This is a genomic window from Chromobacterium vaccinii (assembly GCF_001855275.1).
In the GTDB taxonomy this organism is placed as follows: domain Bacteria; phylum Pseudomonadota; class Gammaproteobacteria; order Burkholderiales; family Chromobacteriaceae; genus Chromobacterium; species Chromobacterium vaccinii.
In genome coordinates this window covers 1,558,463-1,575,501 of sequence record NZ_CP017707.1, presented here as the reverse complement: position 1 = coordinate 1,575,501, position 17,039 = coordinate 1,558,463, and the positions used below count along the sequence as shown (strand labels likewise).

Genomic DNA, 17,039 nt, shown 5'->3' with positions numbered 1-17,039 from the left:
GTTAATTATCGATGTTAAGCGCCTCCGCTTCAACACCCGGAGCGGTCAATTGCGCCAGCAAAATGTCGTGCAGCCGCTGCGCCGGGGCGGCGGGACGGGCTTCGGCGCGGCACAGCAGCAGGTCGATGGCGGGCAGGGGCGGCAGGCGGTGCTGGGCCGGGTCCAGTATCCGCAGGCCGGGAGGCAGCTGGACGGCGGTGCGGGCGCTGACGCCCAGCCCGGCGCGAACCGCCGACCACAGTCCAGCCAGGCTGCTGCCGCTGGCCGCCATGCGCCAGGGGCGGCCAGCCCGGTCGAGCGCGCCGCATGCCTGGGCGCGGATGACGCAGGGCGGATCGAACAGCGCCAGCGGCAGCGGGCCGGGCGCGAGCTGGCCGCTGGCCGAGCCGATCCAGTGCACGGCGTAGCGGCCGATAGCCGCGCTGTGCGGCGCGCGGGGGCCGGAATCCCAGGCCAGAGCCAGATCCAGTTCTCCGGCCATCACCAGTTGCTGCAATTCCTGGCTGCGGGCCACCCGCATTTCCACCCGCACTTCGGGGCAGGCGCGGGCGAAACGTCCCAGCGCCAGCGGCAGCAGGCCCTCGCCGAAATCCTCGGCCAGGCCCAGGCGCACGCAGCCGGCCAATGAGGCGCCGCGCGTCGCTTCCACCGCCTCGTCGTTCAGCTCCAGCAGCCGGCGGGCGTAGGACAGCAGCACCTCGCCGGCCGACGTCAGCTCCAGGCCGCGGCCGCTTTTCCGCAGAATGACCACGCCGGCTTGCTCCTCCAGCTTTTTCATCTGGGCGCTGACGGCAGAGGTGGAGCGGCCCAGCCTGTCGGCCGCGCGGGCGAAGCTGCCCAGCTCCACGCCGCAGGCGAGGCTGGCCAGCACGTCCAGATCCAATAAAGTTCGTCTCATGATAACCGTCCTGAAATTTGGAACTATTTGTAAAAATATATCTGATTTTAAGGATTGATTGACTGGTTTACAGTGCAATGGCCATCCCAACCCAAGGAGCCAGGAATGTTTAACCATGCAGACGCCATGCCCCGGCTGGCTCCCAAGCTGGCGGAATTGTCCAGCCAGGTCTTGTTCGACGATGTCTGGCAACGGCCGGGCCTGAGTCCGTGCGAGCGCAGCCTGGCCACCATTGCCGCCCTGATCGGCCAGGCCCGGCCGCATGCGCTGGATTTTCACCTGCGCCGAGGCTTGGAGAACGGCTTGAGCGCCGAGGCGCTGGGCGAGCTGCTGACCCACCTGGCCTTTTATGCCGGCTGGCCATCCGCCACCGCCGCGCTTGAGCAATTGGACGCGGTTTTGACCTCGCAAGCTGAATAAGGAGAACGCCATGCCCTATGCCCGCATTTCCCTGCGCAAAGGCAAGCCGCCGCAGTACCTGCGCGCGCTGGCCGACGGCATTCATCAAGCCATGGTGGAGTGCATCGCCGTGCCGCCCAAGGATCGTTTCCAGGTGATTCATCAACATGAGGCCGAAGAAATGATCATCGACCCGGATTACGGCGGCGGCCCGCGCTCCGACGACTTCGTGCTGGTGACGCTGCATTTGGGGCGGCCGCGTACCAAAGAGGCCAAGGCGGCGCTCTACGCAAGGATGGCCGAGCGCTTGAGCGCGTCGCCGGGCCTGGCACCCGCCGATCTGATGGTGATGCTGATCGATGGCGAGATGGACAACTGGTCGTTCAGCCATGGCCGCCAGGCGTCGCAATTGCCGCCGGAGGCGTTGCGGCCATGATAGCCATGCGCTACCGGATCGCGCTGCCGGCCGATTATCCGATGGAAATCATCGAGCGCCGCATCGCTGAGCGCGGCCATCTGACCGACGGCCTGCCGGGACTGGGCCTCAAAGCCTATTTGTACAGCCGCGCGGGCGAGGATGGCGGGGCGGCGAACGCCTACGCGCCGTTCTACCTGTGGCGAACTTCCGAAGGCATGCGGGACTTCCTGTCCGGCCCGGGCTTCGCCGCCCTGTGCGCGTCGTTTGGCCGGCCGGCGGTGGAGAGCGCGTTTGCCTGGTTCGGCGAATGGAGAGGCGACGTGGCTGAGGCTCGCTATGCGATGGTGGAGAAGCTGCCGATGGCGGCCTCGGCGGGCATGGATGCGCTGAGAGACGTTCAGGAAGGCTGGCGCGGCGGTGAGCCGGGGGGTGGGGATGTGCTGGCCGTCGCCGCAGCCTTCGATCCCGCGAGCTGGACCCTGGTCCGCCTGAGCTTGTCGCGACGCCCGTTCGAACCGGATGGAGGCGGCGCGCGCGAGCTTTACCGGGTGGGCCGGGTGTCGCTTGGCTAGAAGAGGGAGGTCGGTTTTGTAAAAAAAATGAACAAGATGGCTTGGACGTATGTACAGGTGCGCTATGGTGAAAATACTCACTTTTCCGGGCAGCCTGTCATGAAAATCGCCCACAAAGCCGGCCTGATTTCCGCGCTGGTGCTGGCCGCCACCTTGTCCACGCTGTCGTGGCTGCAATACCTGAGCGTCGCCGACAGCATACGCAGCGGCAAGGAGCAGGAGGTGGTCCAGACCAGCCAGGTGCTGGCCGAGCAGATCGCCAACTGGCTGAACGGCAAGCTGGCGCAAATCCAGCTGATGTCGGAGACCATAGATTCCAATTTCAGCGGCGATCGCATCCTGGAAGTGTTCCAGCGCCCGATGCTGAAGAAGGAATTCAAGCTGATCTTCGGCGGCCTGGACACCGACGGCAAGAAGATCTCCAACGATTCGTCATGGAATCCGCCGCCGACCTGGGACGCCCGCAAGCGGCCGTGGTACCCGGTGGCCAAGGCCGCCGCCGGCGTCGGCCTGACCGATCCCTATCCCGACGCCGCGTCCGGCGAGATCCTGATCTCGGTGGTGGCCAAGCTGACCGACAAGGGCGCGTTCAAGGGGGCTTTCGGCGGCGACTTGAGCCTGAAGTCGGTTTCGGACGCGCTGAATACCGCCACGTTCAACGGCGCGGGTTACGCCTTCCTGCTGTCGTCCGACGGCAAGATCATCAGCCATCCCGACGCCAAGCTGAACGGCAAGAGCGTCGCCGAGCTGTTCGGCGGCACCGCGCCCGCGCTGGGCGACAAGGTGCAGGAGCTCGAGGTCGGGGGCCAGCGGCTGATGGTGGCCTTCCACCCGCTGGACCGCCTGCAACCGGCCAAGTGGCTGGTGGGGGTGGTGCTGGACGAGGACAAGGTGATGGCCGAAGCCAGGCAGATAGGCTGGCGCGGCTTTTGGGGCGCGGTGATCGGCGTGGTGCTGAGCATGGCGATACTGAGCACGCTGATGCAGCAGATCCTGCGCCGGCCGTTGCAGCAGTTGAAGCTGTCGCTGGCCGAGCTCAACAGCGGCAACGGCGACCTGACCCGCCGCGTCGACGAGTCGTCCAATGACGAGTTCGGCGAAGTGGCGCGGGAGCTGAACCGTTTCATCGCCTACCTGCAGCGCTTGATCGGCGACATCCGCCAGATTTCGACGCGGGTGTCGCAGGGCGCGGAACAGAGCGCCGGAGAGGCGCGGCAGAGTAGCGGCGAGGCCAGCCGGCTGCAGCAGGAGCTGGAACAGCTGGTGGCGGCCATCCGCCAGATGGCCGAAGCCGCTGGCGAGATGACCTCCAGCGCCGGCGCGGTGGCCGAGTCGGCGCGGCTGGCGCATGAGGAGACCGGCAGCCGGGTGTCGCTGGTGACGCAGTCCAGCCAGTCGATACGCCGCCTGGCCGACACGCTGGACGAAACCTCCCGCTCGATGAACGAGCTGGCCGAGTTCAGCAAGAACATCGAGTCCATCGTCCGGGTGATCACCGGCGTGGCCGAACAAACCAATTTGCTGGCCCTGAACGCCGCGATCGAGGCGGCGCGAGCCGGCGAGATGGGGCGCGGCTTCGCGGTGGTGGCGGACGAGGTGCGCAAGCTGGCGTCGCAAACCCAGCAGGCGACGCAGGAAATCCGCGCGATGATCGAGCAGCTGCAGCGCGGCGTCGGCGAGGCGAGGCAGAAGATGGACGAAAGCCGCGAGCGCGCCAGCAGCACGGTGAAGGACGCCGAGCAGATCAGCGAGATGCTGCTGCGCATCCAGGACGTGATTTCCGACATCAACGCCAAGAACGGCGAGATCGCCGGCGCCGTCGACCGCCAGAGCCGGATGACGCAGGAAATCAACGACAGCGCCGGCAATATCCAGCACATCGGCCAGCGCGTCAGCGACGCGGCCCAGGTGCAGCTGCGGCACTGCGACGACACCGCCGCCGACGTGGCCGAGCAGGACAAGATGATAGGGCGGTTCCGGCTGGAGTGAGCCGGAACGTAGTTGCAAACAGCGGCGGAAGCGCGATATCGCCGGGCTTCCGCCCTATTTTTTGCGCGCCAGCATCGTCATCAGAAAATCCTTGCCGAACAGCTGGCTGGATGCGGGCATCTCCCGCATCGGCGCGATGGCCTCTATTTCCAGCCATGGCGACCATAGCTCGCGCAAGCGCCGTTCGTCGTACCCCAGCCCGCCGCCCAGGCTGTTTTTCTCGTATACCTCGACGTCGCTGAGTCCGCTGCCGCCTGACGGCGCGAAGCACACCAGGCCGAAATGACCGCCCGGTCTCAGCATGCGGGCGACGCGCGCCATGTATTGATGCCGCCGATGCGGAGCGAGGTGATGGAAGCAGCCGCCGTCGTAGACCAGATCGGCCGAACCTTCCTCGAATGGAAATTCGAATACCGAGGCCTGGATGATTTCGACGCGCTGCCCGCTGGCGGCGACCCGCTCGCGGGCCCAGGCGATGGCGGATTCGGAGAAATCCACGGCCCGAACGCGAAATCCCTTGCCGGCCAGGTGCACGGCGTTGCGGCCGTGGCCGCAGCCCAGATCTATGGCTAGTCCCGGCGCAACGCGGCCAGCGTCCAGCCAGCCAGCGAGGTTTTCGTCCGGCGCGTCGATGAAGAAAGGGCAGGGGCGTTGCCGATTCACGTAGAACGACGGCCATTTCTCATTAGCGCTGGCGAGGAGAGCGTCAAGGCGAGCCAGTTCTGTTTCATTCAGGGTAGTGAAGTCTGGTGGGGAAGGCGTCATCGGCTACAGGCTTTCATTTGGAGGTTGTAGGCTTTCGCCATGCGTTTGCCAGAGGGGCGCAAGTCTGCGGGCGGAGCTGGTATTCCGAAGGCTTGGGCCGGCATTGGCGGAACGCCTGGAAAGCCATTTTCCCCCATGTGGGGGCCTGCGGAATGAAGACGGGAGCGTGATAGCCTGACAGGCTCGCGCGGGCAAGCCTTTGGGGCTTGCCCATCCTGTGGGAAATCAAATTGGCACGAACAGCGACAGCCAGGCGTTCCAGCCGGCGGTGCGGTTCTTGGCGTCGAATTCGTCGTAGGCTTTCAGATTGGCGTACCACTTGTTCTTGCCCACCTTGAAGAAGTAGCCGGCTTGCGGTCCCAGGGCGGCCACTTGCGATTTCAGGTTCTTGTTGCCGATGCCGGGCGCGGAATCGTTGCTGAGCTGGTGGTAGGCGTAGCCGACCAGGCCGATGTGGAAATCCTCATTCAGAAACTGCGACAGCGACACGTCCAGATGGGCGTCGGCGCCGTTGCGGTAGCCGGTGTCCGGATTCTTCTGGTTGACGGTGAAGCCGAGCACGGCGGAGAACTCGGTGCCGCTGCTCTCGTTGAGATAGGTGTAGCCGCCGCCGGCGTCGTACGACCAGTGGTTGAGGCCGAGGTTGGCGGCGCGGTTGACGTCGTAGTCGCCCGTCGGCACGCCTATCGTCGCGTAAGCCAGGTAGTTGTGGCTGCCCAGCTTCCATTTCAGCGTGGCCATCGGGTACAGGTCGCCGATGCCTGAGCGGCTGTCGTCGCTGCTGGCGGAGCGGGTCCGGCCGCGCGCCGTGGTGGTGGATTCGTTGTCGTAGACGTCGGCGCGGCCATACAGGCCAGTCAGCGAGAATGCCGCCTGCGCGCCGGCCACCGGGGTGGCGAAGGTGTAGGCGGGCGCGATGAACAGGGTGTCGCTGGGCGTGCTCAGGGCGCTGTCCCGCACCCGCCCGTTTTTGTTCTGCTTGCGGGTCTCGGAATTGGCGTAGGCGTGGTAGCCGCTGAAGGTCCATGACCAGCCTGGATCGTTCCGCACCGCGGCGAAGGTGCCGATCTGGCCGGGCAGCCAGAAACCCAGGCCGCCTTCGTCGGCGCGGGCGGGCGCGGCGAACAGGCATCCCGCCGCCAGGAAAAGCGAGGAGAGGCGGACGAGGGGGAGGATCTTGTTCTTCATGGAGGAAGCTCTTGCGGTATGGCTGGGGGGAATGCCATTTGAGTTTGGCACAATATCATGACGGGGAATAGAGGAGCGGCCGCACATGAAAAAGCCGGAGCCGCGATGCGGCTCCGGCTCGGCGGACCGGGGATTTACAGCGGCTGTTGCAGCTGCGCCAGGATTTGCGGATTCTCCAGCGTGGACACGTCCTGCGTGATTTCCTCGCCCTTGGCGATGGAGCGCAGCAGGCGGCGCATGATCTTGCCGGAACGGGTCTTGGGCAGGTTTTCGCCGAAGCGGATGTCGTCCGGCTGCGCGATCTTGCCGATCTCGTGCGCCACCCAGTTCTTCAGCTCGGCCGCCACCGCCTTGGCGGCGTCGCCCTGCGGCCGCTCGCCCTTAAGCACCACGAACGCCACCACCGCCTCGCCCTTGACCTCGTGCGGTTTGCCGACCACGGCGGCTTCTGCCACCAGCGGGTTGGCCACCAGCGCCGATTCGATCTCCATCGTGCCCAGGCGGTGGCCGGACACGTTCAATACGTCGTCGATGCGGCCCATGATCCAGAAGTAGCCGTTCTCGTCGCGGTGGGCGGAGTCGCCGGCCAGGTAGTACTTGCCGTCGAACTCGTCGGGGAAGTAGGTTTTCTTGAAGCGCTCCGGGTCGTTCCAGATGGTGCGCACCAGGCTGGGGAACGGTTTCTTGATCACCAGGAAGCCGCCGCGGCCCGGCTCCACCTGGGCGCCGGACTCGTCGACGATGTCGGCGATCACGCCCGGCAGCGGCAGCGTGCACGAACCCGGCTTGGTGGCGACGGCGCCCGGCAGCGGGGCGATCATCGCCGAGCCGGTCTCGGTCTGCCACCAGGTGTCGACGATGGGGCAACGGCCGCCGCCGACGGTTTCGTGGTACCAGATCCAGGCTTCCGGATTGATCGGCTCGCCGACGGTGCCCAGCACGCGCAGGGACGACAGGTCGTACTGCTTGGGCAGGTCCGCGCCCAGCTTGATCAGCGAACGGATCGCGGTGGGGGCGGTGTAGAAGATGGACACCTTGTGCTGCTCTATCATGCGCCAGAAGCGGCCGGCGTCCGGATAGGTGGGCACGCCTTCGAAGATCACCTGAGTGGCGCCGTTGGCCAGCGGGCCGTAGCAGACGTAGCTGTGGCCGGTGATCCAGCCGACGTCGGCGGTGCACCAGAAGACGTCGTTGGGCTTGTAGTCGAACACCCAGCGGAAGCTGTTCAGCGCGCCCAGCAGGTAGCCTGCGGTGCTGTGCTGGATGCCCTTGGGCTTGCCGGTGGAGCCGGAGGTGTAGAGGATGAACAGCGGGTCTTCGGCGCTGACCCATTCCGGCTCGCAGGCCTCGCTCTGGCCTTCGGTCAGCTTGTGCCACCACACGTCGCGGCCTTCGACCCAGTCCGCGCCGCCGTTGGTGCGCTGGTATACCACCACGTTCTTCACCGATTCGGCGCCTTCCAGCGCCAGCGCCTCGTCCACCGTTGCCTTCAGCGGCACGTTCTTGCCGCCGCGCACGCTTTCGTTGGCGGTGACCACCACGGTGGCGCCGGCATCCTGGATGCGGTCGCGCACCGCGCCGGCGGAGAAGCCGCCGAACACCACCGAGTGGATGGCGCCGATGCGGGCGCAGGCCTGCATCGTCACTACCGCCTCGATGCCCATCGGCATGTACACCACCACGCGGTCGCCTTTCTTGACGCCCAGGCTTTTCAGGCCGTTGGAGAACTGGCAGACGCGGCGGTGCAGTTCGGAGTAGGTGACGCGGGTGACTTCGCCGTCGTCGGCTTCGAAGATGATGGCGATCTTGTTGGCGTTGGCGGCCAGGTGGCGGTCCAGGCAGTTGTAGGACGCATTGAGCACGCCGTCGTCGAACCATTTAAAGAACGGCGCGGCGCTATCGTCCAGCACGCGGGAGAACGGTTTTTTCCAGGTGATCAGTTCGCGCGCCAGATCCCCCCAGAACGACAGGTAATGATCGTCAGCCTGCTCGCACAGCGCGTGGTAGGCCTCGATGCCGCTGACGGCCGCCTTGCGGCGGAATTCTTCCGATGGGGCGAAGCTGCGGGTTTCCTTGAGGATGGAATCTAGCGTGGACATGCGTTTCTCCAAAGTCTTTGGTGTTATCGCCGCGCGCCGTCGTTTGGCGCGCGGCATGTCAATGATGATGACATTTAGTGCTTGCTGGCGCCACTGGCCCCGATGCCGGTCATCGCCCGCACGTACTGCGCGTCGAACTTGGCTTTTTCTTCTTCCGCCTGGCGGGAAGTGTCAAGCGTCGAAACCAGCCAGGTGACCACGAAGGCCAGCGTCATCGAGAAGATGGCGGGGTTCTTGTACGGGAACACGGCGTGCTCGTGCTTCAGCACTTCCACCCACACCGCCGGGCCCAGCACGATCAGCACCACCGCGGTCAGCAGGCCCACCAGTCCGCCGATGACCGCGCCGCGGGTGGTCAGGCCCTTCCAGAACATCGACAGGAACAGCACCGGGAAGTTGGCGGAGGCGGCGATGGAGAAGGCGAGGCCCACCATGAAGGCGATGTTCTGCTTTTCGAACACCAGGCCGAGCACGATGGCCACCACGCCCAAGACCACGGTGGTGATCTTGGAGACGCGGATCTCGTCGGCCTCGTTGGCCTTGCCGTGCTTGATCACGCTGGCGTACAAGTCGTGCGACACCGCGGATGCGCCGGACAGCGCCAGGCCGGCCACCACCGCCAGGATGGTGGCGAAGGCCACCGCGGAGATGAAGCCCAGGAAGATGTCGCCGCCTACGGCGTCTGCCAGGTGGATGGCCGCCATATTGCTGCCGCCGACCAACTGGGTGACCGATTTGCCGTTCTTGACCACGGTCTCCATCATGCCCGGTTGGTTCAGCACCAGCATGATGGCGCCGAAGCCGATGATGAAGGTCAGGATGTAGAAGTAGCCGATGAAGCCGGTGGCGAAGAAGACCGACTTGCGAGCCTCCTTGGCGTCGGCGACGGTGAAGAAGCGCATCAGGATGTGCGGCAGGCCGGCGGTGCCGAACATCAGCGCCAGCCCCAGCGAGATGGAGTCGATCGGGTCAGCCTTGCCCGGCGCCATGATGGCGGCGCCCTTGCCGTGCGCGGCCACCGCTTTTTCGAACATCACTTCCGGACTGAAACCGACGGTGGACAGCACCATGATGGCCATGAACGTGGCGCCGGACAGCAGCAGCACCGCCTTGATGATCTGCACCCAGGTGGTGGCCAGCATGCCGCCGAACAGCACATAACAGACCATCAGCACGCCGACCAGCAGCACCGCCGAGCTATAGCTCATGCCGAACAACAGCTGGATCAGCTTGCCGGCGCCGACCATCTGCGCGATCAGGTAAATCGCCACCACCACCAGCGTCGACAGCGCGGCGAAGCTGCGCACCGGCGTCTGGCCCAGCCGGTAGGAGGCTACGTCGGCGAAGGTGTACTTGCCGAGGTTGCGCAGCCGTTCCGCCACCAGAAACAGGATGATGGGCCAGCCCACCAGGAAGCCCATCGAGTAAATCAGGCCGTCGTAGCCCTTGTCGAACACCAGGGCGGAAATGCCGAGGAAAGACGCCGCCGACATGTAGTCGCCGGCGATGGCGAGGCCGTTCTGGAAACCGGTGATGCCGCCGCCCGCGGCGTAGAAGTCGCTGGCGGACTTGGTGCGGCGCGCCGCCCAGTAGGTGATGCCCAGCGTGAAGGCGACGAACAGGAAGAACATGATGATGGCGTGCCAGTTGGTGGCTTGCTGCTTGACATCGCCTTCAATCGCGCCGGCCGCGCAGGCGAGCGCGGGCAGCAGCGCCGCCGCGCCGGCGGCGAGTTTCAGTTTGGTTTGCCGCATCATTTGGCCTCCTCGACGATCTGCTGGGTCAACGGGTCGAACTCCTGGTTGGCGCGGCGCACGTAAATGCCGGTCAGCACGAAGGCGGACAGGATGATGAACACGCCGACCGGGATGCCCACGGTCATGGTGGCGCCCTGATATAGCGGCGTGCCCAGCAAGGACGGGGCGAAAGCCAGGACCAGGATGAAGCCGTAGTAAATGACCAGCATGACGATGGCCAGCGTCCAGCCTAGGCTGGTTTTCTTGTGGACCAGTTCCAGATACTTCGGATTGGACTGGATCTTCTTCAGAGTCTCCTCATTCATGACATCCTCCTTTGGGGGTGCTGCGCTCGTGTGGCGCTGCTGGAAAAATAAAAGAGGAAGCCGGGGGGATGCTAATCGTATTTTCTGATGCTTTGAATTAGCCAGACCGATGATTGCCTGTAAAACAATACAAAAATCAATAGTTTGTGGTGGAATGTTTACTCGATATTCGCTGGCGAGCGCGCGATTTTCCGCCCGAGGCGCGTTCGATTCTGACAGAATCGATTTGTCGAGGCGTTATGACGATGGAAAGGTGCCCGCATGGGAGAGTCATTGTACGGTGAGCCTTTGCTGGCCCAGGTCTATGACCTGTTCAACGCCTGGGGCGAGGACAACGATTTTTATCTGGGCCTGTGTTCGCCGGCGGTGGGAAGCGCGCTGGATCTGGGCTGCGGCACCGGCTTGCTGGCGGCGAAGATGGCAGAGCAGGTCGAGGTGACTGGCCTGGACCCGGCGCCGGCGATGCTGGACATCGCTCGGGCCAGGCCTGGCGGCGGACAGGTTGAATGGCGGCTGGCCGACGCGCGTGATTTTGAATTGAACCGGCGTTTCGACCTGATTTATTGCGCTGGCCACGCTTTCCAGTCATTTCTGGCCGAAACCGACAGGCGCGCGGTATTCCGCCAGGTTCGGCGTCATCTGGCGCGGGGCGGCCGTTTCGCGTTCGAGACGCGGAATCCGGCCGCGCGGGCCTGGTTGCGCTGGGAGAACGCCGCGCCGCGCCGGGCGGCGCATCCGCGCTGGGGCGAGGTGGAACTCAGCCAGCGCCTGCTGTCGGAACGGGACGGCTTGGTGTCTTACCGCAGCCGCTACCGTTTCATCGATCAGGGCAGAACGCTGGAAGCGGATGCCCGGCTGCGTTTTTGCGGTTTGGCGGCGCTGCGCGCCGAGCTGGAGTCGGAGGGGCTGAGCGTGCTGGCGCTGCATGGCGACTGGCAGGGCGGAGAGTGGCGCGAGGACAGCGAAGAGCTCATCCTGACGCTGGCGCGGGCCGGCGATCAGCCGGTCTTGGACTGAAAGCGCATGCACGTCTGGCCTGATGCCTCCCGCACGTCCAGGCAGGGCGCGCGTTTGCTGGAGAAGCCCATCGCCCGGCAGCCGTAAGGGAAGCGCGGGTCGTGGGTGACGAAGTAATGGCGACAGCGTCGGCAAAGCGGGGCGCCGCGTCGCTCGGCGGGATTCGGGTGCATGGCGGAGGAGAAAGCGTCGATACCGTCCAGCTTAGCAGCGGGGCCGGGGACGCGGTAGCTAGCTGGCCTGCGGGATGTTTGCCGCTAGGAGCCATGATCTGCGATGCTGTCGGTATTTTCCAGCCAGGTGCAGGCAAGGGCGGAGTGAACGGAAGGAAAATGGTTCCCGTCGATTGTTTCCTGACAGGAAATGATGAATTTGCCTGCGCCGTCTATTTCGCGCAATGAAAAGCGCTTAGAGTTTTAAGTAAGCGGCATCCCCCGCGTCACGGCAAGGCCGTGGCTGAATGGGGGAGGCCGGCTTTTCGTTGAATTCACCAAGAGGCTGTCCATGTCGCAAACGCGTTACACCTCTACCGCCATCCTGCTGCACTGGCTGATGGCGGTCATGCTCGTCTGTCTGTTCGGCGTGGGCTTCTACATGCACGGCCTGCCGTTCTCGCCGTTGAAGCTGAAGATCTACTCCTGGCACAAATGGGCCGGCGTCACCGTGTTTCTGCTGGTGTGGCTGCGGCTGGCCTGGCGCTTCGGCCATCGGCCGCCGGCGCTGCCGGCCGGCATGGGCAAGCCGATGCGGGCGATGGCCCACGCGGGCCACCTGATGCTGTATCTGCTGATGGTCGCCATTCCGCTGTCCGGCTGGCTGATGAGCTCGGCCAAGGGCGTGCAGACCGTCTACTTCGGCATGTTGCCGCTGCCGGACCTGATCGCGCCGGACCAGGCGCTGGGCGAAAACCTGCAGCGCCTGCATGGCCTGCTCAATTATCTGCTGGCCGCGGTGGTGGCGGGACACGTCGCCGCCGCGCTCAAGCACCACCTGATCGATAGGGACGATGTGCTGACGCGCATGCTGCCCTGGCGCATCAAATCCTGACCCCTCCGGAGACCTCACCATGGATATCAAACGCATCGCCATGCCGCTGTTGCTGAGCGGCCTGCTGGCCGCCCCGCTGGCGGCGCAGGCCGTGGAATACACCGCGATCCAGCAGGACAAGAGCAATATCGCCTTCGGCTACAAGCAGATGGGCGTGGGCATGCAGGGCCACTTCAAGAAGTTTTCCGCTCAGCTGAGTTTCGATCCGGCAAAACCTGCCGCAGCCAAGGCGCAGCTGGACGTCAACCTCGCCAGCATCGATACCGGCTCGGCCGAGGCCAACGAGCAGGTGGTGGACAAGGATTGGTTCAACACCAAGCAGTATCCGAACGCCCGCTTCGTTTCCAGCGCCATCAAGCCCTTGGGAGGCAACCGCTTCCAGGTGGACGGCAAGCTGACCATCAAGGGCCGCACCCAGCCGGTCAGCGCGGTGGCCACGATGACGCCGCAGGGCAATGCCGCGGCTTTCGACGGCGCGTTCGCCATCAAGCGCGCAGACTTCGCCATCGGCGAAGGCGACTGGAAGGACTTCGGCACTGTGGCCAATGAAATCCAGATCAAGTTCCATCTGCTGGCGCGCGCCAAGTAAGCGCCGCCCAAACCAAACCGAGGAAGAAGCCATGAACAAACTGACCCGCCTGACCTTGGCCGCCGTGGCCGTCGCCGGCTTCAGCAGCGCCGCGCTGGCCAAGCCGGAAACCTATGTGATCGACGGCACCCATACCTTCCCGCGCTTCTCGTACAGCCACCTGGGCTTCTCCACCCAGCTGAGCCGCTTCGACAAGACCAGCGGCAAGATCGTGCTGGACAAGGAAGCCAAGACCGGCTCCGTCGACGTCACCATCGACATGAAGTCGGTGGATACCGGCTACCCGGTATTCAACGGCCACATCCAGGGTGCCGATTTCTTCGACACCGCCAAGTTCCCGACCGCCACCTTCAAGTCCACCAAGGTGTTGTTCGACGGCGACAAGCCGACCGCGGTGGAAGGCAATCTGACCATCAAGGGCGTGACCAAGCCGGTGACCCTGGCGCTGTCCAGCTTCACCAACAAAGAGCACCCGATGCTGAAGAAAGACGCCATCGGCGCCAACGCCAGCGTCAAGGTCAAGCGCACCGAATTCAACGCCGGCAAATACGCCCCGTACGTGGGCGACGACGTCACCATCGACATCGCCGTGGAAGCCATCCACGAATAAGCCGCGTCGCTCGCATTCGCAGCGAAGCCGCCGTCCCCAGGGATGGCGGCTTTTTTCATTTCGCAGGACGGGGAGCAAAGCGGCAGCCGCGGACCAGCGTTTTCATGAACGGGGCTGGCGAGGCGAGCATGTATTGAAAATGTAAATGGAATATTAATTTTAGAGTAATTAACCATAGTGAAAGAAAACTGATCCAGCCTTTGCCGCTTCCTTCACCCACTAAAGGATGTCCGATGAAAGCCTGGCGTTTTCTGCTGTGCGCGGCGCTGCTGCCCGCCGCCTCCCATGCAGCCTATCCCAACGACCTGAAGCTCGCCACCTGGAACGCGATGCTGCTGCCGCAAGCCCTGTATCCCAACTACGGTCAGATGCGGCGGGTCGAGCTGATGGCGGCTTCGCCCATTCTCCAGTCGCAGGACGTGCTGGTGTTCCAGGAATTGCAGGACAACGCCGCGTCGGAGCGGCTGCAGACCTTGCTCAAGCCGCGCTTTCCCTACCAGACGCCGGTGATCGGCCGAACGCAACAGGGCTGGGACGGGACCGAAGGCTGGAACGGCATGAAGCCGGAGGATGGCGGCGTGGCCATCGCCAGCCGCTGGCCCATCGTCGAGAAGCGGCAGTACCTGTTCCAGACGCCGGGCTGCAGCTGGGACGGGCAGGCGCTGAAGGGCTTCGCCTATGCCAGGATAGCCGTCAACGGCCAGTTCTATCATGTGATCGGCACCCATCTGCAATCCGAGGACAGCGGCTGCGCCAACCACGCCGACATCGGCGTGCGCCAGGCCCAGCTGCGCGAGATCGCGGCCTGGATCCAATCGCGCCATCTTCCGGCCGACGAAACGGTGATCGTCGCCGGCGACATGAACACCGACCGCTACAAGACCGCCGAATACCGGGCGATGCTGGACATCCTGCAGGCCAGCGAGCCGCGCTACGCCGGTATGCCGCACAGCTTCGACACCGCCGGCAACGGCATCGCGCTGGAGCGCTACGGCGCGCGCGGCGGCGACGCGCCGGAATACCTGGACTACATCCTGACGTTGAAAGGCCATCGCCAGCCCTCGGCCTGGCATAACCAGGCGCTGGACGCGCCGTCGCCGCAGTGGACGGCGCGATCGGCGGTGGCGAAGCAGACCTATGCCTACACCGATTTCAGCGATCACTATCCGGTGCAGGCCTTCGCCTGGGCCGACGCCGCCACGCCGACCCGCTCGCTGACCGCGCAGCCGGGCGGCTATCGCCAGATATCCCTGCAGAACCTGGCCAACGGCCGCTATGTGCGGGCCGGAGACGCCAACGACGGCTGGCTGAAGACCGACGCCGCAGCGGCGGACGCGCGGGCGCGCTTCAATCTGTCCAACAACTTCTCCATGCGCGACAACGGCTGCATCCGCTCCGGCGAATACGTGCGCCTGGAGCGGGCGGACCGGCCCGGCTGGTTCTGGACCTGGTGGGGAACGGTCGGCGGCAATCAGTACGCTTACTACACCGCCCAGGGGCCGCTGAACCGTTCCGCTGAACTGCGGCTGATCAATCACAGCCGGCCGGACGGCTGCCTGCAGGACGGCGACGAAGTGTCGCTCAAGGATTGGGCGCGCGCCGCCGACTATTACCTGACCGCCTGGACCGGCGGCGGCCATGCCGACCAGCTCTACCTGTGGCAGCCGACCGCAGGGAACGGTGAGCGCTTCAGGGTGGGGATGGGCGTCGCGCCCCAGTATCTGGACTGGCGCGGACAATTGTCGTACGCCAAACGCCGTTGATCCCAGGCAGCCCTTTGTCTCCGTTTCTCCACGTCATGCCCTGACCCTTGGAACAGGATGGGCCGTCCTGTCAGACAATATGCTTGATGAATTAGTTCGGTTGAACTAACGTGGCTGAAAATTACAAAGGCATTTAATTTTAAAAATATAAATGCCTTATAAATTTCATGCCGGGAAACCGGTCATGACGAGGATACAAGAGGCTGCATCCCGATTTCGAGGCGAGAGTGCCAAGCATTTACGTCGTCCATGCCCGTTCGTTGTTGCCGCGCGGCGGGCGTGAATTGAACAGTCAAAGGGACATTCGCGATGAAGCATTCCTCCGATATCTGCATTGTCGGCGCCGGCATCAGCGGCCTGACTTGCGCCAGCCATTTGCTCGACTCGCCAGCCTGTCGCGGCCTGTCTCTGCGCATTTTCGACATGCAGCAGGAAGCGGGAGGCCGCATCCGCTCGAAAACGCTGGACGGCAAGGCCGCGATCGAGCTGGGCGCCGGACGCTACTCGCCGCAGTTGCATCCGCATTTCCAGAGCGCGATGCAGCATTACAGCCAAAAGAGCGAAATCTACCCGTTCACCCAGCTGAAATTCAAAAACCACACCCAGCAAAAGCTGAAGCGGGCGATGAGCGAGCTGTCCTCCAGGCTGGAGGAGCACGGCAAAGAGTCCTTTCTCCAGTTCGTCAGCCGCTATCAGGGCAAGGAGAGCGCGGTCGGCATGATCCGCTCGATGGGTTATGACGCCTTGTTCCTGCCGGACATCTCGGCCGAGATGGCTTACGACATCGTCGGCAAGCATCCGGAAATCCAGAGCGTGACCGACAACGACGCCAACCAGTGGTTTTCGGCGGAGCAGGGCTTCGACGGCCTGATCCAGCAGATCAAGACCAAGGTCAAGGCCGCCGGCGCCCGCTTCAGCCTGGGCTATCGCCTGGTTTCGGTCGAGGCCGACGGCGATGGTTACCGGCTGCAGCTGGCCGGCGACGACGGCTGGAAGCTGGAGCATCGTACCCGCCACTTGATCCTGGCGGTCCCGCCGTCGGCGATGGCCGGGCTCAACGTCAATTTTCCCGAGGCGTGGAGCGGCGCGCGCTACGGCTCGCTGCCGCTGTTCAAGGGTTTCCTGACCTATAGCGAGCCCTGGTGGCTGGATTACAAGCTGGACGACCAGGTGCTGATCGTCGACAACCCGCTGCGCAAGATCTACTTCAAGGGCGACAAATACCTGTTTTTCTACACCGACAGCGAAATGGCCGATTACTGGCGCGGTTGCGTGGCGGAAGGCGAGGATGGCTATCTGGAGCAGATCCGCACTCATCTGGCCAGCGCGCTGGGCATCGCCCGCGAGCGCATTCCCCAGCCTCGCGTCCATGTGCACAAGTACTGGGCGCACGGCGTCGAGTTTTGCCGCGACAGCGGCATCGACCACCCGTCCGCGCTGAGCCACCGCGACAGCGGCATCATCGCCTGCTCGGATGCCTACACCACGCACTGCGGCTGGATGGAGGGCGGCCTGCTCAGCGCCCGCGAGGCCAGCAGGCTGCTGTTGCAGCGCCTCTCCGCTTGAACGTGGCGGCGGCTAGGCCGCTGTCCCGCGTCGCCGTCCGATGTCCGGGCGGCGGTC

At 64.4% G+C, this 17,039-nt stretch carries 17 protein-coding genes; 11 read left to right on the top strand and 6 right to left on the bottom strand.

Annotation, left to right across the window (positions count from 1 at the left end; all coding sequences use genetic code 11):
* Window position 1: 1 nt before the first annotated feature.
* Complete coding sequence (locus tag BKX93_RS07190; protein ID WP_070979350.1) at window positions 2–898, bottom strand: LysR substrate-binding domain-containing protein; 897 nt, start codon at window positions 896–898, stop codon at window positions 2–4.
* 105 nt (window positions 899–1,003) lie between these two features.
* On the opposite strand from BKX93_RS07190, the gene BKX93_RS07185 reads away from it, so the two are divergent.
* The 4 genes from BKX93_RS07185 (at window position 1,004) to BKX93_RS07170 (ending at window position 4,276) form a co-directional block, all read left to right on the top strand.
* Window positions 1,004–1,318, top strand: a complete 315-nt coding sequence (locus BKX93_RS07185) for a carboxymuconolactone decarboxylase family protein (protein ID WP_070979348.1) — start codon at window positions 1,004–1,006, stop codon at window positions 1,316–1,318.
* 10 nt (window positions 1,319–1,328) lie between these two features.
* Window positions 1,329–1,733 (top strand): tautomerase family protein, encoded by a 405-nt coding sequence (locus tag BKX93_RS07180; RefSeq protein ID WP_046166288.1) that lies wholly within the window; start codon window positions 1,329–1,331, stop codon window positions 1,731–1,733.
* Window positions 1,730–2,287 carry a DUF4865 family protein gene (locus BKX93_RS07175; RefSeq protein ID WP_070979346.1) on the top strand — a complete coding sequence of 186 codons (558 nt, stop codon included), beginning with the start codon at window positions 1,730–1,732 and terminating at the stop codon, window positions 2,285–2,287. Before BKX93_RS07180 ends, BKX93_RS07175 begins: the two co-directional genes overlap by 4 nt.
* A 99-nt stretch (window positions 2,288–2,386) precedes the next feature.
* Window positions 2,387–4,276: a methyl-accepting chemotaxis protein gene (locus BKX93_RS07170; RefSeq protein WP_070979344.1), complete on the top strand. Its 1,890-nt coding sequence runs from the start codon at window positions 2,387–2,389 to the stop codon at window positions 4,274–4,276.
* A 54-nt stretch (window positions 4,277–4,330) separates the two neighbouring features.
* Here the strand turns inward: BKX93_RS07170 and BKX93_RS07165 are convergent, their stop codons facing one another.
* The 5 genes from BKX93_RS07165 to BKX93_RS07145 form a co-directional block, all read right to left on the bottom strand.
* On the bottom strand, window positions 4,331–5,041 hold the full coding sequence (locus tag BKX93_RS07165) for a class I SAM-dependent methyltransferase (RefSeq protein ID WP_070979342.1): 711 nt from the start codon (window positions 5,039–5,041) through the stop codon (window positions 4,331–4,333).
* Between the two features lie 225 nt (window positions 5,042–5,266).
* On the bottom strand, window positions 5,267–6,229 hold the full coding sequence (locus BKX93_RS07160) for a SphA family protein (protein ID WP_083340472.1): 963 nt from the start codon (window positions 6,227–6,229) through the stop codon (window positions 5,267–5,269).
* A gap of 134 nt (window positions 6,230–6,363) precedes the next feature.
* Window positions 6,364–8,328 (bottom strand): acetate--CoA ligase, encoded by a 1,965-nt coding sequence (acs, locus tag BKX93_RS07155; RefSeq protein WP_046166293.1) that lies wholly within the window; start codon window positions 8,326–8,328, stop codon window positions 6,364–6,366.
* Between the two features lie 74 nt (window positions 8,329–8,402).
* Window positions 8,403–10,082 carry a cation acetate symporter gene (locus BKX93_RS07150; protein WP_046166323.1) on the bottom strand — a complete coding sequence of 560 codons (1,680 nt, stop codon included), beginning with the start codon at window positions 10,080–10,082 and terminating at the stop codon, window positions 8,403–8,405.
* Window positions 10,082–10,390: a DUF485 domain-containing protein gene (locus BKX93_RS07145; protein ID WP_021475461.1), complete on the bottom strand. Its 309-nt coding sequence runs from the start codon at window positions 10,388–10,390 to the stop codon at window positions 10,082–10,084. The genes BKX93_RS07150 and BKX93_RS07145 overlap by 1 nt, the downstream gene beginning before the upstream one ends.
* A gap of 261 nt (window positions 10,391–10,651) precedes the next feature.
* Between BKX93_RS07145 and BKX93_RS07140 the strand changes: the two genes are divergently transcribed.
* The 7 genes from BKX93_RS07140 to vioA all read left to right on the top strand — a co-directional run bounded on the left by BKX93_RS07140 (window position 10,652) and on the right by vioA (window position 16,982).
* Window positions 10,652–11,407, top strand: a complete 756-nt coding sequence (locus BKX93_RS07140; protein ID WP_070979341.1) for a class I SAM-dependent methyltransferase — start codon at window positions 10,652–10,654, stop codon at window positions 11,405–11,407.
* Between the two features lie 101 nt (window positions 11,408–11,508).
* A complete protein-coding gene (locus tag BKX93_RS25075) occupies window positions 11,509–11,808 on the top strand; it encodes a hypothetical protein (protein ID WP_186009506.1) in 300 nt (99 codons plus the stop codon).
* A gap of 103 nt (window positions 11,809–11,911) precedes the next feature.
* Window positions 11,912–12,454, top strand: a complete 543-nt coding sequence (locus tag BKX93_RS07135) for a cytochrome b (RefSeq protein WP_046157071.1) — start codon at window positions 11,912–11,914, stop codon at window positions 12,452–12,454.
* A 19-nt stretch (window positions 12,455–12,473) separates the two neighbouring features.
* Entirely contained in the window at window positions 12,474–13,043 is a 570-nt protein-coding gene (locus BKX93_RS07130) for a YceI family protein (protein ID WP_070979339.1), read from the top strand.
* Between the two features lie 31 nt (window positions 13,044–13,074).
* The gene (locus tag BKX93_RS07125; RefSeq protein ID WP_046157069.1) at window positions 13,075–13,653 is read left to right on the top strand and encodes a YceI family protein; all 579 of its coding nucleotides are present in this window, start codon (window positions 13,075–13,077) and stop codon (window positions 13,651–13,653) included.
* Between the two features lie 233 nt (window positions 13,654–13,886).
* Window positions 13,887–15,416, top strand: a complete 1,530-nt coding sequence (sph, locus tag BKX93_RS07120; RefSeq protein WP_070979337.1) for a sphingomyelin phosphodiesterase — start codon at window positions 13,887–13,889, stop codon at window positions 15,414–15,416.
* Between the two features lie 309 nt (window positions 15,417–15,725).
* Entirely contained in the window at window positions 15,726–16,982 is a 1,257-nt protein-coding gene (vioA, locus tag BKX93_RS07115; RefSeq protein WP_046166297.1) for a flavin-dependent violacein biosynthesis tryptophan-2 monooxygenase VioA, read from the top strand.
* Window positions 16,983–17,039: the final 57 nt, after the last annotated feature.